Annotated in this window: 28 protein-coding genes; 17 read left to right on the forward strand and 11 right to left on the reverse strand. The window is 69.0% G+C overall.

Annotated elements, in window-relative coordinates:
• Positions 1-4: 4 nt before the first annotated feature.
• Both ACFC96_RS27170 and ACFC96_RS27175 read left to right on the forward strand, forming a co-directional pair.
• The gene (locus tag ACFC96_RS27170; RefSeq protein ID WP_376614553.1) at positions 5-994 is read left to right on the forward strand and encodes an ATP-binding cassette domain-containing protein; all 990 of its coding nucleotides are present in this window, start codon (positions 5-7) and stop codon (positions 992-994) included.
• Positions 995-1003: 9 nt separating this feature from the next.
• Complete coding sequence (locus ACFC96_RS27175; RefSeq protein ID WP_376256608.1) at positions 1004-1840, forward strand: DUF1707 domain-containing protein; 837 nt, start codon at positions 1004-1006, stop codon at positions 1838-1840.
• 11 nt (positions 1841-1851) lie between these two features.
• Here ACFC96_RS27175 and ACFC96_RS27180 read toward each other — a convergent pair whose 3' ends face one another.
• Positions 1852-3174 carry an SGNH/GDSL hydrolase family protein gene (locus tag ACFC96_RS27180; RefSeq protein WP_376614555.1) on the reverse strand — a complete coding sequence of 441 codons (1323 nt, stop codon included), beginning with the start codon at positions 3172-3174 and terminating at the stop codon, positions 1852-1854.
• A 289-nt stretch (positions 3175-3463) separates the two neighbouring features.
• Between ACFC96_RS27180 and ACFC96_RS27185 the strand changes: the two genes are divergently transcribed.
• Positions 3464-4792, forward strand: coding sequence for a DUF445 domain-containing protein (locus ACFC96_RS27185; RefSeq protein WP_376614624.1), 1329 nt, complete (start codon positions 3464-3466; stop codon positions 4790-4792).
• On the opposite strand, the gene ACFC96_RS27190 is transcribed toward ACFC96_RS27185, so the two are convergent.
• Positions 4722-6014, reverse strand: coding sequence for an MFS transporter (locus tag ACFC96_RS27190; RefSeq protein WP_376614556.1), 1293 nt, complete (start codon positions 6012-6014; stop codon positions 4722-4724). The genes ACFC96_RS27185 and ACFC96_RS27190 overlap by 71 nt on opposite strands.
• 71 nt (positions 6015-6085) lie before the next feature.
• Here ACFC96_RS27190 and ACFC96_RS27195 point away from each other — a divergent pair, with 71 nt between their 5' ends.
• Together ACFC96_RS27195 and ACFC96_RS27200 are read left to right on the forward strand one after the other, a co-directional pair.
• Positions 6086-7234: a GlxA family transcriptional regulator gene (locus ACFC96_RS27195; RefSeq protein WP_376614558.1), complete on the forward strand. Its 1149-nt coding sequence runs from the start codon at positions 6086-6088 to the stop codon at positions 7232-7234.
• 72 nt (positions 7235-7306) lie between these two features.
• Positions 7307-7669, forward strand: a complete 363-nt coding sequence (locus tag ACFC96_RS27200) for a VOC family protein (RefSeq protein ID WP_376256600.1) — start codon at positions 7307-7309, stop codon at positions 7667-7669.
• 19 nt (positions 7670-7688) lie between these two features.
• Here ACFC96_RS27200 and ACFC96_RS27205 read toward each other — a convergent pair whose 3' ends face one another.
• Positions 7689-7994, reverse strand: coding sequence for a hypothetical protein (locus tag ACFC96_RS27205; protein ID WP_376256598.1), 306 nt, complete (start codon positions 7992-7994; stop codon positions 7689-7691).
• Between the two features lie 203 nt (positions 7995-8197).
• On the opposite strand from ACFC96_RS27205, the gene ACFC96_RS27210 reads away from it, so the two are divergent.
• From ACFC96_RS27210 to ACFC96_RS27245, 8 genes are all read left to right on the forward strand, one after another.
• Complete coding sequence (locus ACFC96_RS27210) at positions 8198-8602, forward strand: WXG100 family type VII secretion target (RefSeq protein ID WP_376256596.1); 405 nt, start codon at positions 8198-8200, stop codon at positions 8600-8602.
• A gap of 98 nt (positions 8603-8700) precedes the next feature.
• Positions 8701-9054, forward strand: coding sequence for a WXG100 family type VII secretion target (locus ACFC96_RS27215; RefSeq protein WP_376256594.1), 354 nt, complete (start codon positions 8701-8703; stop codon positions 9052-9054).
• Positions 9054-10760: an RNase A-like domain-containing protein gene (locus tag ACFC96_RS27220; RefSeq protein ID WP_376614560.1), complete on the forward strand. Its 1707-nt coding sequence runs from the start codon at positions 9054-9056 to the stop codon at positions 10758-10760. The genes ACFC96_RS27215 and ACFC96_RS27220 overlap by 1 nt, the downstream gene beginning before the upstream one ends.
• 44 nt (positions 10761-10804) lie before the next feature.
• Complete coding sequence (locus ACFC96_RS27225; RefSeq protein WP_376227604.1) at positions 10805-11464, forward strand: hypothetical protein; 660 nt, start codon at positions 10805-10807, stop codon at positions 11462-11464.
• Between the two features lie 9 nt (positions 11465-11473).
• Entirely contained in the window at positions 11474-12259 is a 786-nt protein-coding gene (locus ACFC96_RS27230; RefSeq protein ID WP_376614562.1) for a hypothetical protein, read from the forward strand.
• On the forward strand, positions 12256-12564 hold the full coding sequence (locus ACFC96_RS27235; RefSeq protein ID WP_376614564.1) for an RNase A-like domain-containing protein: 309 nt from the start codon (positions 12256-12258) through the stop codon (positions 12562-12564). The genes ACFC96_RS27230 and ACFC96_RS27235 overlap by 4 nt, the downstream gene beginning before the upstream one ends.
• A 33-nt stretch (positions 12565-12597) precedes the next feature.
• Entirely contained in the window at positions 12598-13299 is a 702-nt protein-coding gene (locus ACFC96_RS27240; protein ID WP_376614565.1) for a contact-dependent growth inhibition system immunity protein, read from the forward strand.
• A gap of 170 nt (positions 13300-13469) precedes the next feature.
• Positions 13470-13886: a DUF4440 domain-containing protein gene (locus tag ACFC96_RS27245; RefSeq protein WP_376256584.1), complete on the forward strand. Its 417-nt coding sequence runs from the start codon at positions 13470-13472 to the stop codon at positions 13884-13886.
• Between the two features lie 262 nt (positions 13887-14148).
• On the opposite strand, the gene ACFC96_RS27250 is transcribed toward ACFC96_RS27245, so the two are convergent.
• Positions 14149-14343 carry a DUF397 domain-containing protein gene (locus tag ACFC96_RS27250; RefSeq protein ID WP_376614566.1) on the reverse strand — a complete coding sequence of 65 codons (195 nt, stop codon included), beginning with the start codon at positions 14341-14343 and terminating at the stop codon, positions 14149-14151.
• Between the two features lie 3 nt (positions 14344-14346).
• A complete protein-coding gene (locus ACFC96_RS27255) occupies positions 14347-15228 on the reverse strand; it encodes a helix-turn-helix domain-containing protein (RefSeq protein WP_376614568.1) in 882 nt (293 codons plus the stop codon).
• Between the two features lie 184 nt (positions 15229-15412).
• Here ACFC96_RS27255 and ACFC96_RS27260 point away from each other — a divergent pair, with 184 nt between their 5' ends.
• The gene (locus ACFC96_RS27260) at positions 15413-15826 is read left to right on the forward strand and encodes an ATP-binding protein (RefSeq protein ID WP_376614569.1); all 414 of its coding nucleotides are present in this window, start codon (positions 15413-15415) and stop codon (positions 15824-15826) included.
• A gap of 145 nt (positions 15827-15971) precedes the next feature.
• On the opposite strand, the gene ACFC96_RS27265 is transcribed toward ACFC96_RS27260, so the two are convergent.
• Positions 15972-16742, reverse strand: coding sequence for an HNH endonuclease (locus tag ACFC96_RS27265; RefSeq protein ID WP_376614571.1), 771 nt, complete (start codon positions 16740-16742; stop codon positions 15972-15974).
• A 161-nt stretch (positions 16743-16903) separates the two neighbouring features.
• Between ACFC96_RS27265 and ACFC96_RS27270 the strand changes: the two genes are divergently transcribed.
• Complete coding sequence (locus ACFC96_RS27270; protein ID WP_376614573.1) at positions 16904-18091, forward strand: DNA cytosine methyltransferase; 1188 nt, start codon at positions 16904-16906, stop codon at positions 18089-18091.
• 9 nt (positions 18092-18100) lie between these two features.
• Here ACFC96_RS27270 and ACFC96_RS27275 read toward each other — a convergent pair whose 3' ends face one another.
• From ACFC96_RS27275 to ACFC96_RS27295, 5 genes are all read right to left on the reverse strand, one after another.
• Positions 18101-18553, reverse strand: coding sequence for a very short patch repair endonuclease (locus ACFC96_RS27275; protein ID WP_376614574.1), 453 nt, complete (start codon positions 18551-18553; stop codon positions 18101-18103).
• 24 nt (positions 18554-18577) lie between these two features.
• Positions 18578-19552 carry a hypothetical protein gene (locus ACFC96_RS27280; RefSeq protein WP_376614576.1) on the reverse strand — a complete coding sequence of 325 codons (975 nt, stop codon included), beginning with the start codon at positions 19550-19552 and terminating at the stop codon, positions 18578-18580.
• Between the two features lie 31 nt (positions 19553-19583).
• Positions 19584-20552, reverse strand: a complete 969-nt coding sequence (locus tag ACFC96_RS27285) for a NaeI family type II restriction endonuclease (protein WP_376614578.1) — start codon at positions 20550-20552, stop codon at positions 19584-19586.
• Between the two features lie 139 nt (positions 20553-20691).
• Positions 20692-21747, reverse strand: a complete 1056-nt coding sequence (locus ACFC96_RS27290; RefSeq protein WP_376614580.1) for a hypothetical protein — start codon at positions 21745-21747, stop codon at positions 20692-20694.
• A gap of 40 nt (positions 21748-21787) precedes the next feature.
• A complete protein-coding gene (locus ACFC96_RS27295) occupies positions 21788-22237 on the reverse strand; it encodes a DUF3592 domain-containing protein (protein WP_376614581.1) in 450 nt (149 codons plus the stop codon).
• A gap of 316 nt (positions 22238-22553) precedes the next feature.
• On the opposite strand from ACFC96_RS27295, the gene ACFC96_RS27300 reads away from it, so the two are divergent.
• Complete coding sequence (locus ACFC96_RS27300) at positions 22554-23489, forward strand: class E sortase (protein ID WP_376614583.1); 936 nt, start codon at positions 22554-22556, stop codon at positions 23487-23489.
• A 111-nt stretch (positions 23490-23600) separates the two neighbouring features.
• Positions 23601-23912 carry a DUF6412 domain-containing protein gene (locus ACFC96_RS27305; RefSeq protein ID WP_376256564.1) on the forward strand — a complete coding sequence of 104 codons (312 nt, stop codon included), beginning with the start codon at positions 23601-23603 and terminating at the stop codon, positions 23910-23912.
• The last annotated feature ends 9 nt before the right edge of the window (positions 23913-23921 follow it).

The following is a 23921-nucleotide window of genomic DNA, read 5'->3' on the forward strand; positions in this document are numbered from 1 at the left end:
ACGTATGGCTGAGGACTTCATCGAGGTCGACGGCGTGGAGAAGGTCTTCGACGTGCGCAGGAAGACGGGGCTGCTGCGGCGCGAGCGGCATCAGGTGCGGGCCGTCGACTCGCTCACCTTCGGCGTGCCGCGCGGCGAGATGGTCGGCTACATCGGGCCGAACGGCGCGGGCAAGTCCACCACGATCAAGATGCTGACCGGCATCCTCACGCCGAGCGCGGGCCGGCTGCGGGTCGCGGGCATCGAGCCGTCCCGGGAGCGGACGCGGCTCGCGCGGCGGATCGGCGTGGTGTTCGGGCAGCGTACGACGCTGTGGTGGGACCTGCCGCTGATCGACTCGTACCGGCTGATGCACCGCATGTACCGCATCCCGGACGCCCGTTACCGGGAGAACCTCGACCGGTGCGTCGAACTGCTCGAACTGGGCGGCCTGCTGGACACGCCGGTGCGGCAGCTCTCCCTCGGGCAGCGCATGCGGGGCGACATCGCGGCGGCCCTCCTGCACGACCCCGAGGTGCTCTACCTCGACGAGCCGACCATCGGGCTCGATGTCGTCTCCAAGGTCAAAGTGCGGGGGTTCCTGCGGGAGTTGAACGAGGAGCGCGGTACGACGGTGCTGCTGACCACGCACGACCTGACCGACATCGAGCAGCTGTGCAAGCGCGTCATGGTCATCGATCACGGGCGCCTCATGTACGACGGCCAGCTCGACGGCCTGCATCAGGTGGGGGAGAGCGAGCGGACCCTCGTCGTCGACCTGGAGCGTGAACTGCCGCCGCTGGTAGTGGAGTTCGCCCGGGTGGTGAAGGTGGACGGGCCGCGCCAGTGGCTGGCGTTCCCGGCCGCGCAGTCGGCGGCGCCGCTGGTCGCGCAGGTCGCGGCCGAGTATCCGCTGGTGGACCTGTCGGTCCGGGAGCCGGACATCGAGTCCGTGATCGCCCGTATGTACGCCAGGGAGGAACCATCCCTGGGAGGAACGGCCGCACCCTCGTAGGCTGGCCCCATGACGGACGAACGCCCTGAGCGCCCCGAGCCGAACGACCTGCCCCAGCTGCGGGCCTCCGACGCCGACCGGGACCGGGTCGCGGAGGCACTGCGCGACGCCCTCGCCGAAGGACGCCTGGACATGGAGGAGTTCGACGAGCGGCTCGAGGCCGTGTACGCGGCGCGTACGTACGGTGAGTTGGCGCCGATCACGCGCGATCTGCCGGGGGTGGGCGCGGCGGCGCCGGGGGCCCCGGTGAGTTTCGTGAAGGAGCCGCAGCCCGAGGGCGCGGTCGACTGGCGGGCGCGGATCGGCGGGGAGGCCACGTCCACGTGGGCGCTCGCGCTCTTCGGCGGGTTCGGCCGTAAGGGGCGCTGGACGGTGGGCGAGAGGTTCACCGCGTTCGCGATGTTCGGCGGCGGCGAGATCGATCTGCGGGAGGCGCGGTTCGCGTCCCGCGACGTGGTCATCAACTGCTTCACGATCATGGGCGGGATCCAGATCAAGGTGCCGCCGGAGCTGGACGTCACCGTCAAGGGCTTCGGCTTCATGGGCGGCGTCGACGACCGGGCCTCGGGCGAGGGCACGCCGGGCTCCCCGCGGGTCGTCGTGCGGGGGTTCGCCCTGATGGGCGGCGTCGGCGTGGACCGCAGGGTGTCGCGTGAGGAGCGCCTCCGCCTCAAGGAGGAGCGCCGCCAGGACAAGCTGGACCGCAGGGCGGCGCACCGTGAGGCGCTGGAGGGGCACCGCGAGCGGCACGCCGAACGTCATCATCTGCGGCACGAGCGCCACGAGGAGCGGCGCGAGCGCCAGTGGGAGCGGGCGGAGGAGCGTCGCGAGCGGCGTGAGCTCTAGCGCGGGGCGCGCTACAGCTGGGCCGGCGTCGCCCCCTTCAGCGTCGTCAGGTTGAACGTGTACGCCATCCTGCGGAAGCCGGAGTCGCTCGGGTGCAGGTGGTCGCCGGAGTCGTATCCGGGCAGCAGCCTGCGCGGGTTGTAGGGGTCGCGCAGTGCCTTGTCGAAGTCGACGAACTCGTCGAAGACCTTGCCGGAGCGGATCTGCGCGTTCACGGCCTGGCGCACGACGTCGAGGCGGGGCTCGTAGCCGCGGTGGCCCTGGAACGGCATGAGGGTCGCGCCGACCACGCGCAGGCCGCGGGTGTGCGCCTGCCGGGTCAGCTCCCGCAGGCCCTCGACGATCTTGTCGGGGTCGTTCTGGTGCGGGTTGCGGAGGATGTCGTTGATGCCGAGCGCGATCACGACGGCCTTGACGCCGGACCGGTCGAGGACGTCCCGGTCGAAGCGGGAGAGGCCGCTCGGGTTGTTCGCGGGGCGGCCGAGGCCGTCGGACAGGATGCGGTTGCCGCTGATGCCCTGGTTGACGACGCCGTAGCGCGCCGTGCCGTTCTCGTCGCGCAGCCGGGCGGCGAGCACGTCCGTCCAGCGGCGGTTGGTGCCCACCGTCGAGGTGACGCCGTCGGTCAGGGAGTCGCCGATCACGACGACGGTGCCGTCCGACTCGTTGCTGAGCACGTCGAGCGCGGTGACGTAGCGCCAGTACGGGGTCTGCTGCGTGTAGGCGGCGCCGGTCTCGTCCTCCGCGCGGTCGCCCTGGGCGACGTACGACATCTGACGGGCCTGCGGGTGATAGGTGACCGGGCCCGACGGGGTGGGCGAGTAGCTCGTGACGAGCATGTCGGTGTTCTGCGGGACGTGCAGCCGCACGGCGTCGCTCATGGCCTGGGAACCGGCCGGGATGACGACCGAGGTGTTGCCGGCGAAGGTCAGGCGGCGCAGCGTGCCGGCCGTGGCGGTCGGGCTGTTGGGCGCGGCGGCCACGGCGACCGAGGCGTGCGTGATGCTGAGCGGCTGCTGCCCGTAGAGGTTGGAGAACGTGATGCGGGCGCTGGTGCCGCCGATGCTGGTGTGCACGACGTTGCGCACGGAGCGGCCCGCGAGGCCGTCGGTCTCGGTGCCGGGTTCGCCGCCCGCGGGGGAGGCCGACCAACTGCCCGCCCACGTACCGGTGGAGGCGGGGGCCGCCGAGTTCTGGGGGTGCCGGGGACCGGCGCTGACCGTGCTGTTGGAGCCGTCGTAGGCGCCGGAGACGCCCAGGTATATGGCGGCCGAAATCACGACGACCAGGGCCGCGAGCGCGGCCAGCAGGGCATAACCGTGGCGCTTGGTCATGCGGGGGTGTCTCCTCGGGCAGCGGGAGCCCCGAGGCTCCGGTGTGATGATCCCATGATGCGTCATGGGCCGGGAGGAAGCCGACACTGCCCCCCTCCGCCTTTTGAGACGCCGGGAACTTGTCGTCCGTTCCGGGAGTCGGTGAGGTAGGGACAATGTGTGAGCGGGATGACACGGGGGACTGCCGGTGGACGGACTTGCGACGGGCGGAGTGAGCTGAGTGGGCGAAGTGGAGGACGCGAAGCGCGCGGCGGCCGCGCGCGACACGGAGGATTCGGGCGAAGCGGGCATGGGTGAGCATGCCCGTGCGGGCGGCTCCTCATTCGGGACGCGACCGGCTCCGTTCGGCGCGGGCCCCGGCTCCTTCAGCCCCGCCGACGTGGAGAAGCAGCGCGGCGTACGGCGGATGAAGACCACCGCCGGCGGCCTGCTCCTGCTCGTCGCCGTCATCTACGTACTCGCCAAGTGGGGGCAGAACTCCGGCGCCGGAGCCTGGGCGGGCTACGTCGCGGCCGCCGCCGAAGCGGGCATGGTCGGCGCCCTCGCCGACTGGTTCGCGGTCACCGCGCTCTTCCGCCGCCCCCTCGGCCTGCCCATCCCGCACACGGCGATCATCCCGACGAAGAAGGACCAGTTGGGCGTATCGCTCGGCGAGTTCGTCGGAGAGAACTTCCTCTCCGCCGACGTCGTACGGCAGCGGCTGCGCGCCGTCGGCATCGGTCGTCGGCTCGGCACCTGGCTGGCCGAACCGGAGCACGCCGATCGGGTGACGGCCGAGCTCGCCACCGCCCTGCGCGGAGCCCTCACCGTGCTGCGCGACTCGGACGTCCAGGCGGTCGTCGGTGAGGCCATCACGCGCCGCGCCGACGCCCAGGAGGTAGCTCCCGGCATAGGCAAGTTGCTGGAGAGGGTCGTCGCCGACGGTGGCCACAAGCGGGCCGTGGACCTCGTCTGCGCGCGGGCCCACGACTGGCTGGTGCGGCACGGGGACTCCGTGATGGACGCGGTGCAGGGCGGCGCCCCCGGCTGGACCCCGCGGTTCGTCGACAGGAAGATCGGCGACCGCGTCTACAAGGAACTCCTGCGCTTCGTCACCGAGATGCGCGACATGCCCGGGCACCCCGCCCGCGGCGCCCTCGACCGCTTCCTCGAGGACTTCGCCTGCGACCTCCAGTCCGACACGGACACGCGGGCGCGCGTCGAGCGCCTGAAGTCCGAGATCATCGCCCGCCCCGAGGTCCAGGACCTGATCGCCTCCGCCTGGTCCGCGGTCCGCGCGATGATCGTGGCGGCGGCGGAGGACGAGCGCAGCGAGCTGCGGCTGCGCGTACGGGCCTCGTTGCTCTCCCTCGGCTCCCGGATGGCGACCGACCGCCGCCTCCAGGACAAGGTCGACGGCTGGGTGGAGGGCGCGGCCACGTACGTCGTGACGACGTACCGCACGGAGATCACCTCCCTGATCACGGACACCGTGGCCGGCTGGGACGCCGAGCACACCTCGAAGAAGATCGAGGCGCACATCGGTCGTGACCTGCAGTTCATCCGGATCAACGGCACGGTGGTGGGCTCGCTGGCAGGGCTCGCGATCTACGCGGTGTCGCGGGCGCTGGGGGCGTGACGCGCCGCCCCCGCGGCCTGCGCAGGGTCAGCGCGAGGAGCGCCGCCCCCGCGCACAGCGCGCCCGCGCCCACCCACACCGGGTCGTACGAGCCGAAGGCGTCCCGCGCCGTCCCGCCCGCGAACGCCACGGCCCCGGCCCCGACCTGGTGCGCGGCGCTCACCCAGCCGAACACGACCGGTGCGCCGGCCCCGTAGTGGGCGCGGCACAGCGCGATCGTCGGCGGCACGGTCGCCACGTCGAGCAGTCCGAAGACGACGGTGAACGCGACGAGCGGCGCGTCCACGGCCGACGTCAGGAGCAGCGGCAGCGCGAGGAGGGTGAGGCCGCGCAGGGCGTAGTACACGGCGAGCAGGCGGCGCGGATCGGCGCGGTCCGTCAGCCATCCGGACGCCACCGTCCCCGCGACATTGAAGATCCCGATGAGGGAGAGCAGCGAAGCGGCGACGGTCACCGGCATCCCGTGGTCGTGGGCCGCGGGCGCGAAGTGCGTCCACATCACTCCGTTCGTCGAGGCTCCGCAGACGGCGAAGGTCCCTGCGAGCAGCCAGAACGGGCCGTGGCGGGCGGCCCGGGCGAGCGTGCGCACGGCGCGCCGCGCGGCGTCCTCCCTCGGGGCCGGCCCGTTCCGCGGATCGCGCACCGCGGCCCACACCACGGGCAGCGCGCCGGCCGCGGCGAGCGCGAGAGCCGTGGCGGCCGCCCGCCACGAGTACGCGTCGATCACCCACGACAGCACGGGCAGGAACACGAACTGCCCCACCACGCTCGCCGCCGTGAGCAGCCCGGTGACGAGCCCGCGCCGCGCGACGAACCACCGCTCGGTGACGGTCGCGGCGAACGTCGTGGCCACCGCCCCCGTCCCCAGGCCCACCAGCACGCCCCAGTACAGGACGAACTGCCAGGGCGCGGTCATGGTCGTGGCGAGCCCGGCCCCGGCCCCGACGAGACACAGGGCGCCCACGGCGACGCGTCGCATCCCGAGCCGGTCCATGAGCGCCGCGGCGAAGGGGGCACTCGCCCCGTACACGACCATGTTCACGAGCGAGCCGAGCCCGACGGACGCCCGTGACCAGCCGAGATCCTCGTGCAGCGGCCCGACGAGCAGCCCGGCGAGCGTGCTGAACGCCCCGGCCGTGACGATGGCGAGCGCGGCTCCGGCGGCGACGGTCCAGGGCGAGCCGGGTGTGTGGGGGTGCGGCCGAGGGCCGAAGGTCTTCATGACCTCACCCTGTGACGGAGGTGCCCGCCGCCACGACTGGCCAGATGGCCATGAGGTGAAAGAATCTGGCCATGACTCCCGTGAGGCCCGCGACGCCGGCGCACAGCGGCCGCCGGACCGTCGCCGTACTGGTCCGTGACGGCGTCCTGCCCATGGAACTCGGCCTGGTCCACCAGCTGTTCGGCACCGCGAGGTCCGCGGCGGGCGAGCCGCTCTACGACGTCCTCACCTGCGCCCCGCGCCCCGGCATGATCCGCACGGACGCGGACTTCCCGATCCACGCGGAGCACGGCCTGGCGACGGTGGCGGCCGCGGACACGATCCTCGTACCGGCGTCGCACGAGACGGACGAGGGCCTGCGGCCGGGCGGCCTGCCCGAGGAACTGGCGGAGGTCCTGCGCGCGGTGGCGGCGGCCCCGGGTGGACCGGAGGGGGTGCGCGCGGCGGCCGCCCCGCGCGGGGCGGACGAGGCCCGCGCGGTGGCGGCCCCGCGCGGGGCGCAGGCGGAGCGTGGGGCGCAGGACGTGCCCGGGCGCCGCCCCCCGCCGGGCCCCCGCCGTATCGCCTCCATCTGCACAGGCTCGTTCGTGCTCGCCGCGGCGGGGCTCCTGGACGGTCGGCGCGCGACGACGCACTGGATGTCGGCCGATCTCTTCGCGCGTACGTTCCCGTCCGTGACGGTCGACCCCGGCGTCCTGTACGTCGACGAGGGCCGGATCCTCACGTCCGCGGGCGAGGCGGCGGGCATCGACCTGTGCCTCCACATGATCCGCCGCGACCACGGCGCGGCCGTCGCGGCGGAGGTGGCGCGCCGCACGGTGGTGCCCCCGCATCGGGAGGGTGGCCAGGCCCAGTACATCCAACGCCCGGTGGAATCAGAGGGGTTGACGTCCACGTCCGGGTCGCGCGCATGGGCCCTCACCCGTCTCGCCGAGCCCCTCACCCTCGCCGAACTGGCCGCACACGACGCCATGTCCGTCCGCACCTACAGCCGCCGCTTCCGGGAGGAGACCGGTCTCACCCCCGTCCGGTGGCTGACCCAGCGCCGCGTGGACCGCGCGCGCGAGCTCCTGGAACAGACCGATCACACGGTCGACCGCATCGCGACGGAGGCGGGCTTCGGTACGGGAGCCTCGCTCCGGCAGCACTTTCAGGCGGGGCTCGGGGTGTCGCCGGGGGCGTACAGGTCGACGTTCAGGGGGAACGTTCGGCAAGGATGACCGTTGGTCCGCGCACCGCCCCGGCAAGTCCGCGCACCGCCCCGACCCGACCCCACCGCACGGGAGCCCCCGATGACCATCCGCAGGATCGTCCCGGACCTCACGACGAAGTCGCCCGAGTCGATGGCCGAGAACCGCGACTTCTACGGCCTGCTCGGCTTCGAGGAGGTCATGAACCAAGGGTGGGTGATGACCCTCGCGTCACCCTCCAACCCGACCGCCCAGGTCAGCTTTCTCACCCACGAGGCGACCGCGCCCGTGGTCCCGGACCTCAGCGTGGAGGTCGAGGACGTGGACGCGGTCTACGCGCAGGTACGCGCATCGGGCGCCGAGATCGTCCACGACCTCCGCGACGAGGAGTGGGGCGTACGCCGCTTCTTCGCGCGGGACCCGGAGGGGCGCGTGGTGAACGTGCTGCAGCACCGGGGCGCGTAGCCCCCCGCAAGAGTCTGGCTTACGCGGCGCGCCGGTCGGCCAGCACGTACGACGCGGCGGCGACGCCCCCGGCGACCGTGAACACGGCGGGCCAGGCGCCCATCTTCTTGGCGAGCGGGTGCGACCCGGCGAAGGCGGCGACGTAGGCACCACCTAGCACGGCGGCGACCTTGCCCCCGGCGGCCTGTCGCCATCGAGCCCCGGCCGCGACGCCGGCAGCGGCCAGCACCACGCCGCCGAGCTGCCGCTTCTTGGTGAACCGCGCCACGGCGTACCCGCCGACAATCCCGCTCGCGGCCACCGCGGCCGCCGGTACCTTCGCCATCACTGCCTCGCTTCTCCGTCATGTACGGCCCGGGTGGACGTGGGCCGATTCGAGGCTAACGCGCGGGATTGCGGCACCCGCGGGCAGGCTCGGTTCCCTGCGAACGGGGACTCAGGGTGCCGTCGCCCGCGGACCGCCGTGCTCTAGAATTCCTGTGCGATCAACGGGGGTTGAGCGCCACATGCGACCGGGGGAGCGGTGTGATGGGCGATCCGAAAGATCTACGGGTTCCACCCGAGAAGCTGACCAAGCTCGCGGACGACCTGGACGACATGCAGGACCACCTGGACAAGCAGGTGAAGCGCATGGACACGATCGTCGACAGCATCGAGGCGGGCTGGAGCGGCCCGGCGTCGACGGCGTACCGGGGATTTCACCGGGCGGCGGCCGAGGACGCCGTACGGATCCGCGAGGTGATGAAGGTCCTGGAGCAGGCGGTCCGCATGAGCCGCGACGGCTTCACCCAGCTCGAACTGGACAAGCTCGACCAGTTCCGTCGCATCCAGGTCAACGTCGACGTGGCGGGCGAGGCGGACAAGCTGTCCACGCCGAACGTCGAGCCGGCCGCGCCGCCGGCCCGTCCGCGCAGCGGCCTGGACAGCTTCTGATCCGGCCGCTCCACCCGGTCATCCGCACGTCCACCGACCGCCGCCGCATCCGCAAGCAGCCGTGGACCACAGGCCCGTACGCGGATGCAGCCGTAGCCATGACTCGTAGCCGCAGACGCGCACAGCGACAAGGGGGAACCGTGCCGCCCAGCGACGCCGACGACCACATATCGGTCACCTTCACCACTCTCCACCATCTCGCGGTGGAGCTCGAGGACATCCTCAAGCAGCTCAACGGCAGGATCGACGACCTCTACGAGCGCGTCGAGCCGGTCGTCCTGTCCTGGCAGGGCGAGGCCCGGGAGATGTTCGTCGACAAGCTCGACGAGTGGGACCACTCGGCGCAGGATCTCCAGGCGGCCCAGAAGTGGCTGCACGAGATCGTGACGACCGGCCACATCAACTACGCGGCGGCGCACCGGGCGGTCCTGCGCGGCTGGGGCGCGGCCTGATGGGGACGCCGGCGCCGAGCAGCGGCACCATCGACGTCAAGCCCTCCACGCTGCACCAGGTCGCGGGCGGGTTCGCGGGCGAGCAGACGCCGTTCGACAAGGCCGCCAAGAACCTGATCAAGGAGCTGAAGGAGTACCCCGACGCGGGCGGCTACGGCACCGCCCCGCAGGCCTTCGCCGCCTCCTACCTCAAGGCCGGCAACCGCTACCTGGAGGTGTGGGCCAAGTCCGTCGTCAGTATCGGAGGCGCCGCGGTCGGCTTCGCCACCACCGCGAACAACTACTCCAAGGCGGAGGCCGCCAACGACGCCTCGGGCAAGACCAAGCCCCAGACGCAGCCCCCGCCCGTCGTGATCGACAAGGCCCCGGACTACGGCTCGGTCCCCGACCTGAAGTGGGGCGACGACGACGGCGGGGACGACTTCATCCGCTCGCTCCTGGAGTGCATCCCGGACGTCGTCTGGCACATCATCCGCCCGCTGCTCGAACACGCCTTCCGCTGGGGCAAGGTCGCCGAGGTCTACCCGTATCCGCAGCAGCACTACCTCAACTCGCTGTCGCAGTCCTGGGCAGACATGACGAAGGCGCTGTCCTGGGCCGAGGGCAATCTGACGGGCCAGATGTACGGCATCACCCAGCAGAGCAACAGCGAATGGCACGACGCCATGCGCCAGTTCTGCAGCTCGCTGTGGGGCAGTACGGCTTGGGGCACGACGACGGCGAACTACGAGTGGAAGCACGACTCGGCCGCCAACCAGAAGCCGAGCCACCCAGTCATGACCGTCCTGTTCGACACCGCGATGAAGATCAGCGACCTGCTGCGCGAGTTCGCCGAGGCGGCGGTGTACGTCAACGGCGAGGTCTGGGACATCTACCTCGAGGCGGTCAAGAAGGCCGTCGGGGACATCGACCTCAGTGACGGCGTCGACCTCAAGGACCTCAAAGAGGGAGCGAAGGGCGTAGGCCGCTTTCTCAAGGGTCTCGCCAAGGGCGCCGCGGAGGTGAGCGTCGAGATCACCCTCAACATCGACACGGCCGCGCTCAACCGCGTCGTGGAGGAGTACAACCGCCGCGTGAACGCGCTCGTGCCCCGACTCGACGCGCTGATGGAGGCGTTGGACGAGGCGTATCGGAGCGCTCCGACGTACGCGGCGGAGGAGGCCCGGGCGGAGGCGTTCGGCGCGCGCTCGCTGAACGACTTCAAGCAGGAGCACAAGTACACCAAGGACGCGGACGAGAAGAACCACTTCTACGCCATCGACCTGGCGAACGCGGAGGGCCTCTACGGCGGCCACAGCGTCGACAAGCACGTGGGCAAGACGGATGAGCAGCTCGCACAGCGTCTGCGCGACCAGCAGCTCGTTCGCCCGGACGGATCCGTGCGACCGGAGGCTGCGTCGTCGTTCACGAACATGGCATCCGCCCAGCGGTTCACCCAGGAAACCCTCGACGACATCGACAACGCCGGAAAGATCGAGCGCTGGCTCGACCGGTTGGAGAGGGCGCCGACCGCGAACGAGAGATCGACCCTGACACTCGACAAGCCCTTCACCGAGGTGACGGGACGGACCGTCACCCGTGGCTCGTACGACGCCGACGGCCTCAAGGCGCAGGGCGCCGATACGCACGGCGTGAACGTCGTCCTCCGGTACAAGAGGGGCCTTGAGCCACCCTTTATCGTGCTCACATCCATGCCGACCGCCTGAGCGGAAGGCCCAGGCCCGACAACGGAGAGGAACAACCACCCACTGTGACCATCCATACCGGCGCGGTCTTCAACAACGGGGTCGTGGCCAAGCTCCTCGACGTACTCGTCGCGGCGCGCGCAACCACACCGGCGACGCCCTCCGGGGGCGAGCTCGCGCGGATCAACCGCACACTCGACAGCAACGCCGCCGTGCGCTGGGCGATGCCGAGCGCCTCCCTGTCCGCCCTGCTCCAGCTCATCTCCGAGGACCTGGAACGGTCGGGTGATGCGTGCCTCCCCGTGGGCTTCGCGGAACGCCTGACAGCCGCGGCCGGCCCACAGGACCGCTCGGCATTCCTCAGGGACACAGCCGCGACTCTGCGGGCGTTGCAGCAAGAGGGCATCCCCCGCTTCGACGAGCTGCCCATGTCCTCATGGGAGGCCGAACTCAGATTCTCGACCCTGAGGGACTTCTCATGGTGGGTCGAGTCGGACGAGTACGACGACTTCGAAGACGGAGTTCTCGCCGGTGTGACGAGCGAACACCCGGACGGCTGCGCCGAGCGCGTCCCGCCCCTGATCGCGGAACTGCACGCCGCGCTGCTCCTGGAAACCGACCCGGCATCCTCGGTGGCCCTTCTGGCGATCGTTCCGTGGGCCACACCCCCTGTGCTGCGGGCGATCCTGCGTCTGGCCTCCTCCCACCTCCTCGAAGCGCACTGAGGCCGCCCCATGCCGCGACCGAACCCGTCCGCCACCCACCCCGACCGCGAGAGCGCGCAGTGGGCCACCCAGCACGTGGTCACGACCAACGAGCAGCTCACCCCTCGCCGGCTCGTGCGGCCGACCGGCACCCACCTCGCCGCCGAGGCCGCGTGGCCGTCCCTGTTCTCGGACGGCCCGGCGCCGCGGCTCCTCGACCTCGCCGTCAAGGCGCAGGAGTCCAAGGGCGAACTGTCACTGGACGACGAGATCCGGCGCTACATCCGCACCGTCCGAGGCAACTGGATCACGAACTGGAACTGTTCCGTCTACGCGGCTTCCGGAGTTCTCGAATTCACGGCGGATTCCGTGGAGCGCGGTGAAGGGCTGGCCCACTTCCCGCCGGAGTTCCAGAAGAAGGTGGAACGAGCCGCCGGCGACGTGAACCCGGCGGAGTATCTGCGGATGCTCGCCGAGATCGTACGCATCCTCGACCGCGAGCCCTCACCCGAGTACGACGAACTCCCGATGTCGGGCTGGGAATTCCAGCTGGCCTTCCCCCACCTCTTCGGGTTCGACGCGATCCTGATGGACGAAGGGGACCAGGAGTTCGCGGACACGGTCCGGTCGGCGGTGACGAACGAACACCCCTATTGCGCCGAGCGCGCCGCGGCCTACACCACCGAGGCACAGCGCGCGCTGGTTCTCTTCCCGGGCCCGGACGGGCTCAGGCCGCGCCTGTACTGGGCCACCCGCGACCGGCTCCAGGAACTCATCGCCACCGTCAACGAGCACATGCAGCGAGAGCACTCATGACCGCACACCCGACCCGCTCCGCCACCTACCCCGACCGCGAGACCGCGCAGTGGGCCACCCAGCAGGTGGTCACGGCCAACGAACAGCTCATCCACCGCTGGCTCGCGCAGTCGACCCGCTCCCGCCTCACGATCGAGGCCGCGTGGCCGTCCCGCCCGGACCCGGTCGGCCGGGTCCTGCTCCAGGCGATGATGCTGGCGGGCCGCGACCCCGTCGACGTACGGTCCGCCCGCGTGATCCTCAAGCGGGACGACGCGAGCCGGCACGGCTTCGCCGTGCACGCCACGTTCCCGGTCCACCTGTAGCCACCCGTATCACCCCGTAGAGGACGCCGAGCCGTGCCCATGAAACCCCTCGAACACGACCGACGTTACGGCGAGTTGGACCAGGTGATGCGTGCCTACGACGGCCAGGCCGCGGATGACACCGAGGACAAGCCGAGTACCGCACTCACCGCCTACCTGCGTCACACCTGGCACACGCGCCCCTGGGCGCTGGCGACCGCCGAGACGCAGCTGCGCGAGTACTCCCGCAACCCTCCGGGCCGAGTGCGCCTGCGCCTGGGCGAGTTCTACTCGGTCCCCGACGTCGGCCTGCCCGAGGGCGACATCCAGGAGTGGCTGAGCCTCCTCGCCGACCACATCAAACACAGCATCGAGGAGGGCGAAGTCCCGCCGCCTTCCGCCCCCATGACCCACTGGGAGTGGCGCGCCCGCTTCCCGGAGGCGGCCCAGTTCCTCGGCGGCTGGTTCTCCCAGGACATGCCGGACGAGTTCGCGGACCACGACGCGGCGACCACGGACTACATCGCCACCACGGACCCCCACCTCAAGGCACGCCTGGCGGGTGAGCTCCACGAACTGCTGGCCCTGCCCCTCGACGAATCCGACTACGCGCTGGCGCTGGCGGAACTGGGCATGGAGGTCGACCCTCCGTCGCCGTACTCCCCGAGCGGCTGGCTGGCGCGGGTGGCGGAGCAGATGGGCGGGGGAGGCTTTGTGGCGGATTACGGGGAGGGTCGGGGGCCGGTGGGCACGTAGGGCCCCTGTCCCGCACTCAGCGGCCGGTGGCCGGGACGCGGGCAGGTACCCATCTCGCATGAGTGCGTCGGTCCTCAACGCCCCGACCACGCAAGGGCATTGTGAGAGGGGCTGAAACCCGCCCACAAAGACGATTCCCGGCCCATGGACGGGGTGCTACGTTCCCGGCCATGCCCAATACGACCAAGACCACCAAGGCCGAGATAGATGAGATCACGGCCGAATTCTTCGGCGCGTTCGACAACAGGGACGGCAGGGAGGCGGACGTCGACCGGATCCGCCGCCTGACGATCCCGGGCGCGCTGATCGTCAGCACCGGCCCGGCGACCACGGCCTACACGGTGGACGAGTTCATCGAGCCGCGCCACAAGCTGCTGTCGGACGGCCGACTGGTCGAGTTCTCCGAGTGGGAGACGTCCGAACGGACGGAGATCGCGGGTGACATCGCCGCGCGCTTCGGCGAGTACCGCAAGTCAGGCGTCATGAACGGCGAACCGTTCGAGGGCGGCGGCACGAAGTCCATCCAGTTCGTCCGCACGCCGGAGGGCTGGCGGATCGCGTCGTTCACTTGGTACGACCAGCCTTGACGGAGGCTGCGCGGGCGAGGCGTCAGCTGATTGCCGACGCTGCGATCTCCTGCTGACGCACGCGACGTGGGCCCGCGCGTGAATCTACCCGGGCCCACCAGAGCGGTAGCGGAGATCAAGTACGTACGGACCGCTATCAATCCGCTATCTCATGCGAACAGCCACCACTGAGAACCAGCTCCCGCCAGCACGCAGCCGAACGGACGGGGAGGGAGGCGTCAGCGACGAGGCACGCGATCGGCCACGCAAATCGGTTTGCAGCTCACCGACGGCCAGTCGAACCCTGCGCGACGCAGTCGATGAACTGCGACCATGCAGGGCTGCCGACACGGATGTGTGGGTACAGGAGATCCTTGGAGTCGCGAACAGCCACGATGCCGGGCAGGTTAGTGGCCACCTCGACACACTCGCCGTTGCCGCTGCTGTAGGTGGACTTCGCGAACTCGAAGGCGGACATGTACTAGATCTCCTCGCGGATGCTCTCGATCAGGGCACGGGAGTCGTGCTGTGCCATGGAGAGCCGGGCGATGCGGCCGAACAACGTGTTGTGATGCGTCGCATCCTTCTCGCTCTCCAGCCACAGCGTAGAGGAGGTCGTGTCCATGTAGACCACGTCCATCGCGCCAGGATCCGTGAAGGAAACGATGTTGAAGGAGCTGGTCATACCGGGGTGGGCACCCGCGAGGCTGGGCATCACCTGAAGTTTGACGTTGGGGAGCTGGGCTGTCTTGAGGAGATGGTTCAACTGTGCGCGCATGACGGAACGTCCTCCGACGAGCTGTCGCAGAGCGGACTCCGCGACAATGGCCCAGATCTCGAGAGGCGAGTCTCCAGTGAGTCTGCTCTGTCGTGCGATTTTGGCCTCGACGAAGCGTTCGATCTCGTCAGGATCTTCCCAATCCGCACTGCCGACAGCGAGGGCGCGGGCGTAGTCGGGGGTCTGGAACAGGCCCGGAACGAAGGCGAGTTGCCAGGTTCTGACGGACGTGGCGACATCCTCAAGGGCAACGTACTCAACGAGAGTGCGCAGCTCGGGGTATTGATTCCACCAGCCGCGGGCCTTGCGTCGATCGCGATCCCTGTCTGCGAGCGTGAGCAAGTGCTTGATCAGGCCGAGGTCAGTGACGCCATAGCGGTCGCAGAGGGCGCGGATGTCAGGGTCGCGCATGGGGACCCAGCCGCTCTCCATCTTCGCGACCTTGGCCGTCGAAGCGGATAGAGCTTGGGCCGCCTGTCCCTGCGTAAGACCGGCTTCAAGACGCAGCTTGAGGAGCTCTCCGCCTAACCGTCGGCCAAGGACCGTGGAGGCACGATTTCCCTGTGACGGTGGATCTGGCTTCACGTGGCGCCCTCCCTGTATGCACGCACAGTTTGCGGTTCGGCGGCGTCGGCACGCAACCAGTCCGGGTGTAATTTTCCCCGAGCTGATTGCATCCAGTGTAGTCGTCTCCGTACTCTCTGTACCCAAGGGCCCAACCGGCGTTGCCAGTTGGCTGTGCGTGTCTTGCGTCCGGAGGTACATGCAGATGGCTGAGGTGAACGCTCAAGAGGGCGTCATCCGCTCCGACAAGCTCTCCTACACCGCGTACCCGAGAAGCGTGTCCCTGGCTCGGCGCCGCGCGGCCCGCCTGGTCGAGGAGTGGGGCCATGGGGATCAGGCAGGTGCGGTCGCCCTTCTGGTGTCGGAGCTGGCGACGAACGCGCTGTTGCACGGCTGCTTCCGGGGTCGCCTCTTTCAGGTGGAACTGATCCTCACCAGCGGCGCGTTGAGGATCTCGGTGTCCGACCCCAGGGGAGAGGTGCTCCCAGAGCCGCGCGCAGCGACCGAGAACGAGCAGTTCGGCCGAGGGCTGCTGATCGTGCAGGAGCTGGCGTCGGGCTGGGGAGTTGAGGGGCGAAACGTCGGTAAGACCGTGTGGTGCGAGGTACGTGTGGGTTAGCTCAAAGCCGCACGCTTTTCATTAGCCAGCCTCTTGAAGTCTGTCGAGATCGACGATGCGGCTGTCGAGCTGATCGCAGATTTGCGGCTCTGGACCGCGGCGAAAGGGCGTGATCCGGATTACTTCCTTGACGGCCTCATGCCCACTATGAGGCGGAATCGGGCGCCGCGTAGTGAGCGCTCTGAACGGACTTCCGGATCGCGGACCGAAGGGCATCTGGAGTGCGCCAGGATTCTCCTTGGTGACCCTTGTGACACATGCGGTGGCAGTTGGCGCACAGGAAAGCGAGATCGTCGAGCTTGGTCTCGGTCGGCCCGGAGATATGGAGGGGCAAGGTGTGGTGAACCTCGATGTACCCGTCTCCGAGGTCGCCGTAGAGGCGCTTGAAGTCAAAGGAGCAGACCTCGCACCGGATGGCTTGACCTTGGCGGCGAGCTTGCCGGATCTTGCGGTTGCGGAGGCCCCGGTCGCGCTCCCTGTACAGCGCCCACCGGGTCAGCAGCCGTCCTTCCGGAGCAGTCGTCTCACCGTCCTCGCCGGTTTCGTCGGGCTGAGGCGGGATCCGGTGAAGTTCTCCAGATGCGATGCCGAGGCGGATAGCTTCAGCGGAAGCGAGCATCTCTGTCGGGTGTTCCAGGAAGTCATTGACGACATCCCGCGTTGGCTGGCCACCTCGCGTGGCCGCGCCTCGGTGGTCGGGATGGGCAGTCGCGATGTCGGTGGTCTTACGGCTGACGCTATTGGGCGAGCGGAATCGAGGGTCGCCGGCAGCGTCGTGGTTGGTCGGGAGCGATCGGAGCAGGTCAGACAGTTCGAGTACGCTCGCGTCGCCCTGGCGGAGTTCGTGCCAGCCGTTGTGTACGACGAGCGCGCAGGCCAGAAGCAGTTCGTCCCGGGTCCAGTCGATTCGCGCCATGCGCCATATCGTATGAGTGTTCGCTATCGCCCGGGTAGTGGCTCGAGGGGCTTACGGGATGCCGCACACTTGTGGAGGCCGCGTTGTCAGTGGGGTCTGTCACCCTCTGTGATGGCTGGCGGTACAAGACGTCAGCGAGGTACGTGTAATGAGGAGGGTGCATGACCAGCACTGAGCGGGAGTTCACTTCGATCGAGATCTGCGCGGGCGCGGGCGGCCAAGCTGTTGGGCTCCATGCGGCTGGATTCAAGCACCTCGCCCTCGTGGAGATCGACGCGCACGCGAAGGCGACGCTCGACAAGAACATCGCAGTGCGCTCGGAGTGGGCCTGGGAGCGGGAGCACTGCGACGTCCTGGAGGCGGACGTCAAGGAGTTCGAACCGCACAGAGACCTCACAAAGGGTGGCAAGAGGCTTCCGAAGCGTGAGCTTGATCTCTTGGCCGGAGGAGTTCCGTGCCCGCCGTTCTCGCATGCGGGCAAGCAGCTGGGCAAGGACGATGAGAGGGACCTCTTCCCTCGGATGCTGAAGCTCGTCGAGCTCCTAGAGCCTCGCGCGGTAATGATCGAGAACGTGCGTGGCATCAAGGACCCGAAGTTTGCCAGCTACCGCGACTCAATCGAGGCCCGGCTGCAGGGCGGCCAATACCTGGGTGATGACGGCCAAGAGGTGACAGACGAGGGCCTCGGCTACACGGTGTGCAAGTGGGACGTTCTCGAGGCCAGTGACTTCGGAGTCCCGCAGCTCCGGCCGCGAGCCATTCTTGTGGCCTTCCGGAACGACGTACTCAAAGATCTGAAGTATGAGTGGCCGACCCCCACACACGAGGAACCGGTCAGTGTGGCGGACAAGCTTCAGCCGACGATGCACGACCGCTACAAGCCGTACTTTGAGGGGATTCACGCGGAGCGTGCCCGCGACGCGTACGACCGCTGGCTCGACACGGCGACGAAGCGTGACCTGGAGCTGAAGGGCAAGGGTGGGGGCATCGCGCCCACGCTGGTCGGAGGGTCGAAGAAGCACGGGGGCGCGGACCTGGGCCCCAGCCGAGCTAAGGCGGCCTGGAAGCAACTCGGTGTCTCAGGCCTTGGAGTCGCTAACGACCCCGAGGTGTGCAAGGAGAAGGGGACTGAGGACCGAGACCTCTTTGGTGACGCTGGCCCGATGCTCACTGTCCAGCAGGCGGCGATCATCCAGGGGTTCCCTGCGACATGGGAGTTCACTGGGGGCAAGACGGCGCGCTACCGGCAGGTCGGAAACGCGTTTCCCCCGCCCGTTGCTGAGGCGGTTGGCCGTTCGATCATCGAGGTTCTGCGGGCCGCCCGCGAGCGGGACACGGAGAATAGCTAACCCGCCTTGCTACGGCTTGCCGGATCGCCGCCGCGCCACTTCGTCAGCGATCCGCGAGGCGCATTCTTCCGATGGCTCGTGCTCCCAGAACCGGAGCACGAGCCATCCTGCTTCGGCGAGTTGCTGGTCGGTGTCCCGGTCGCGAGCCATGTTCCGGGCCACTTTTTCTGACCAGTAGCCGGGGTTTGTCTTAGGTGGAACGTAGTGCTCGGGGCAGCCGTGCCAGTAGCAGCCATCGATGAAGACGGCGACCTTGGTGGGGCGGAACACGAGGTCGGCGGTCCGGCGGAGACCGGGAAGAGGCTTGGCGGCTACCCGGTACCGCAAGCCCTGAGCGTGCACAAGCTTGCGGATCATTCGTTCCGGTTGAGTGTCCCTGCTTCGGATTGCCTGCATGTTCCGGCGGCGGGCTGCAGACGACGCCCAGGATCCGGTGGGAGGTTCCCAGCCAGCATCTGACATCTCAGGCCCCTTGTCCGCTCCAGCTCACAGGATGTCGCCACTGCTTCGGAGATCGCCAATGAGGATATCGAGTCCGTTGAGCGCGAGTACACGGGCCCTGGACTTCCCTTCCCTTCTGAGCGACTCAAGATCGGGCCAGTGCTCGTGGGGTGAGGCACCTGCGGGAAGCTCGTTTACGGCCATCCAAGCACCGGCCCACGATGGGCACAGGTGGTAAATGCGGTCTTCAACACTCTCGTGCGAGAGACTTGCTGCACGTGGGAATTCTGCGGTTGCCATAGCGTAAGGGACGTCAGGTCGATAGCGAGTCAGGGGGACCATCTGGGCGGCCTCAGTTCCTCGATCGGACCGCCAGCTCCACTTGGATGACAATGCGGCGACTAGTCGATTTCCGTCATCAATAATGAGGATGTCGCTCTTCCTGTCACTCACATCCCGGCGCATATGGAGCCCGCGGATGTGGGTAAGCGGTACTTCGTGGCGAACTTGCCACCCATTGGGAAGGCTTCGCTGCAGGAAGTAGATGAGGAGGTCGCGAAAGAGCGCCCCCCTTGTATTCCTTTCAAGTTCTTCCGGCCTGGTTACTTCGATTTCCCGCGAGGTGACTACCTGTGACCACAACGCAAGCACGGCAAGCTCGGCTGAAGAGCGCCGACGTCGGCTGTGCCCCCTGGCTGTGTCCTTAACCTTGTCGTCAAACCGAAATGTCCGGACTTTCGGTGTCCAGATGGCGGAGCCTGGGGCGCTGGCGCCCTCGTCGAGTGATGTTCCGGCTGAGTCGTACGCGGAATACCCGGCTTCCGTCAGCCAAGCGGGGTTCCATCCCAGAGCGTGGCGTTGGGATGCCTCAGTGAGTGTCTCGGTAGCACGGAGATCGATATTCGCTGCGGAAGCGATCTTGGAGTCGTTCCAGCAGAGACCGAGGAAGATGGCGCTGATGGCCTCGGGATCTCCCAAGTGTTGATCGAGCAGGGATTTTTGTTCAAGGGTGAGGGACATGTGTTGCTTTCAGAGATGCTCTACGCCGGAGCTAAGGAAGGGAGGTGTGGATTGGCAGTCGGGGGGCCATTTCTAGCGGATCGTCGGCACTGGCGACTACCCACGGTCGGCCGTCGAGAGACGCTTGGGGCAGTTCGCGACGGCTAGAAGTAGCCGCGACTACGCGGACGCTCACAAACTCCCCTTCCCTGGGGGGTGCGAGGCCGAGATTCCGGGCGACGTCTCGATGGCTGTCATAGTCGCCCATGATGAGGATGCCTTCTGGCCTCAAGGCTGAGCGCGCGCCACCGTTGCCTCGCACCCGCTTCATGTAGTCCTTCTGCTGTGCCACCGTGCGTACGACATTGCGCCCGATGCGGCGCTGCTGGGCCCGCCGGAAGAGTTCATTGATGCGTTGCTGTCCAGACTTTGGCGCGAAAACCGCGGCTCGGTCAGTCGGATCCATGTGTAGCAGTACATTCTCTGGCAGGTCTGCGTCACGCCAGAGCCAGAGGATCTTGTTTCGGTGTTCTGCTTTCACGGTGAGCTTTGAATCACGATTCCCGCCGTGATTCAACCAATCATCGTGCACACGGAAAAGTCCGGCACTCCAGCGGCTCTTGTAGTCATCAGCCCACACGAGTAGGCATAGGTGGCCCATCGCCTCGGGTGGTAGCATCCAGCCGCCGAACAGCTGAGAATATTTGCAGTCAACGTCGATTCCAGTGATCCGGTAGTCCATGGACAGTCCGTCTTCGAACCCGAACTCGCGCTGCAGGTTGATCTCGACAAGTGTTCCGGCGTGCGTCTTCTCTGTCTTGAACAGGGACTTCCAGTCGTAACGCCCCGTGGTCTCCCCGTTGAGTAGCTGGTCGATCGTGTCTCTGAGTACGGCAGCGAACCGAGATCCCTCAGGATCGCGTCTTATCAACTCTGCATGTACTGCGCGAAGCTCCGCGTCGTGTATCACTTCCTCGGGCAGGGATATGTTCTGTAAGGCGTTGATGTCGATCGGAAGCATGTGCCCCCTCAGAATGAACTGGTGAGAACAGTAACGTTGTTGAGGCGACGTGAGCCCTTGGCGTGGAAGCGCACAGACGAACGCCGACCCTCAACTCCACTCGCCTATATGTTATTTCTCTCCGGTCCGCGTCCCTGGGTCACTGGTCCGCTACACCCCCACTCCCATGGCACTCCCCATACCCCCGCCTCGACCCGCACCAGCACTCCGCCCCCCGCTCCGGTGGCCACGGGATGGCTCGGCCTCGGGCCGCCAGGGTCGTGGCGTACTGCGGCAGCAGCGACGCGTCTGTGGGGGACGAGGACTCCGACGCCGCGAACGCCTCGTACGACGGGACCGTGCCCGCGACGATGCCGAGGTTCGGTGTGCCCGAGGCCGCGAGTTCGCAGAGGGAGGACTCTATGGTCGACAAGTGCTCCTCGTGGGACGGGTATTCGGCGGAGAGCGTCGGGTACGCGGCCAGCAGTTCCGTCAGCTCCGTCGACGGCCAGTGCAGCACCGCCACCGGGAACGGGCGGGACAGCGCCTGCCTGTACGAGCCCAACTCCGCGCGCAGGCGCAGGATTTCGGCCTTCAACTCCGCCGGGTTGTCCGAGCCCAGCGCCCACGTCCGGCTCGGGTCGTGGAGCTCGTCCAGGGTCACCTCGGCCTTGTTGACGCGGTCGGCGAGCGCGTCCCACTCGTCGTGCTCCGAGCCGATCAGGCGGCGTACGCGGTGGCGGCCCAGGAGCAGCGGATGCGTCTCGTACGGCGGGTTCGTGCGCTCCGCCTCCGGCAGGAGCAGCGTCAGTGCCTCCGTGAAGGAGTCGTGCGCCGCTTCCAGCTCGTCGTGCGACTCCAGGGCCTCTGCGACGATCACGTACGCGGCCGGGTCCCTCGGGGCCGCGGTCCGGATGCCCGTGATGATCGCGCGGGCCTCGGCCTCGTGGCCGTACTCCCACAGGTTCGCGGCCATCAGGGCCTTCACCAGGTGCGGCTGCTCCAGCTCGGGCGGCGGTCCGGCGAGGAGGCTGTCGTACAGCGAGGCCGCGCGTTGGCGGGCGTCCGCCAGTTCGTAGTGCGCCGCGGCCTGGAGGAGCAGTTGCTCCGCGTCCTCCGGGTACAGGCCGGCGATGCGCTCCAGGCGCTCGGCTTCGGCGATGTGGTTGACAGGGTCTACAGGCTCGGCGGGCGTAGCAGGCGTGTCGGGGCGCATGGGTGACACCGTACTGCCGACCACCGTCACCGGCGCCAGGTCACCACAGGCTCGCGTAACCGTTGCTTTCGTTCAATACGTACGCCATGCGCCCGATCACCACGGCCAGCGTTCCCGCCCACAGGACCGTTCCCGCGCACAGCCAGGTCACGCACGAGCGGTAGCGGCCGTCGGTGTCCAGGGCCGCGAGACCGGGGTGTGCCGGGTCGAAGCGCACGCGTACGCGGCGGCCTTCCGGGAGCGCGTGGGCGCCCACCTCGTCGGGGAGCGCCTGTTCGTGCGCCGTGCCGTCGGCCGCCGTCCAGCTGACCACCGGGTGCAGCACCGCGTACGACGCCTCGTTCGACGCGACATGGCCCGTCACCGTCGCGTCGACCACCGTGCCGGTGCTGCGCCGGAGCGTCTCGGTGACGAGTTGCAGCACCTGCGTGGTGGCCAGGACGAGGCCGGAGACGAAGGGGATCAGCGCCAGTAGCCAGAGAGGACCCATGGGGCGCGAGCTTAAGGGCGGGCGGGCCGGCCGGGCTGCGGAGGGTGGGGAGAGCGGCTGGGGAAGGGGCCGGCCGGCCACACAGTCGGTCGGCCGACCACACAGATGCTCGACCGACCACACAGATGCTCGACCGACCACACATACTCGGCCGTCCGCAGCACTGGGCCGACCACAGCACTGGGCCAGCCCACAGCACTCGGGCCACCCCAGCACTCGGCCACACAGTCGGTCGGCCGGTCCCACAGGGAGTCGGTCAGGCAGTCGCCCGGTCACTTCCCTGGTGAGTTGCGGAGGCAGGGCCTATCTTGCGGCCGTGCGGGAGCGGAAGCAGTGGTGGCGGGAGCGGCAGCGGCGGCCTGTCGTCGTGCGGCAGGGGCCGCGCGCGGGACGCCGTATGTCCGGGCGGCGGCTCTCGGCGCGCTCGGGACGCCGTGCGTTCGGCCGCCGCCCCTCGCCCCCGGGCCGCCCGCAGGGGCCGCGCCCCTCGGCCCTGCGCCGCACCCTGTGGACCGGAGCCGAGGTCACCGTCACGCTCGGGGTCGTCCTTCTCCTTCTCGTCGTCCACCAGCTGTGGTGGACGAATCGCGAGGCCAGGGCCGGTGCCGAGCGCAAGGTGCGGGCGCTGGAGCGCGAGTGGGCGGCCACCCCCTCGGACGGACGGGGTGACGGGGGCGCGGGCAGCGCCTCGGATCCGGCCGGTGACGGAACTCCGGCCGGCTCGTCGGGCGGCGAGGGGGCCGGTGGCGGCTCCGCGCGCCGGGGATCAGCCGCCTCCGCCGCCCGTGAAACGCCCCGCTGGGACCAGGCCTACGCCGTCCTCAGCATCCCCCGCCTCGGCCTCACCGTTCCCGTCGCCGAGGGCGTCGGGAAGGAGAACGTCCTCAACAAGGGCTACGTCGGCCACTACCCCGGCACGGCCCAGCCCGGACGCCCCGGGAACTTCGCGCTCGCCGGGCACCGCAACACCCACGGGGAGCCGTTCCGGTACATCAACCGGCTGCGCAAGGGCGACGAGGTCCAGGTCCGTACCCGCGGCGCCGTGTACACGTACATCGTCGACAAGACCCTCGCGCAGACCTCCGCGCGCGACGGCGGCGTGATCAAGAGCGTGCCGCGCAGCGAGGTCGTGCGGGGCGCCGGGTACGGCGAGCCGGGGTACTACGTCACGCTCACCACCTGCACGCCCGAGTACACGTCGCGGTACCGGCTCGCGGTGTGGGGGAAGCTGCGGTCGATGCGGCCCAGGTGAGCGGTGGCCGGGAAGACGGCCCTTCTTCGGACGGGGGCGCATCCTGTATAACGGGCAGAACGCCACCACACGTGGGCACGGACCGAGCAGCGGGAAGGAGGGACGCCGGACATGACGCGTACCTGGGCCACGGCCCTGAGGCCCGCCGCCCTGCTCCTGTTCCTCCTCGTCGAGACCGTTCTCGTCGACACCGGCAGCCTCACCGCCGCCGTCGCCTTCGCCGCGACCGCCGCCGCGGGCTCCGCTCTCGCCGTCTGCTCCCTGCTCGCCGCGCGCTGCGCCCCGGCCGTGCCCCGCACCCGGGTCCGCACCGCGATGCGCGACCGTGAGCAACGCACCGCGTTCCTGCCGCAGCGCGATCCGGACGCCCGCGGCCGCAGCCGCCCCCGAGCACCCGGCCGTCTCCTCCTGACGGCCGCGTAGGGGACCAGC

Source organism: Streptomyces sp. NPDC055955 (assembly GCF_042270245.1).
Classification (GTDB): Bacteria; Actinomycetota; Actinomycetes; order Streptomycetales; family Streptomycetaceae; genus Streptomyces.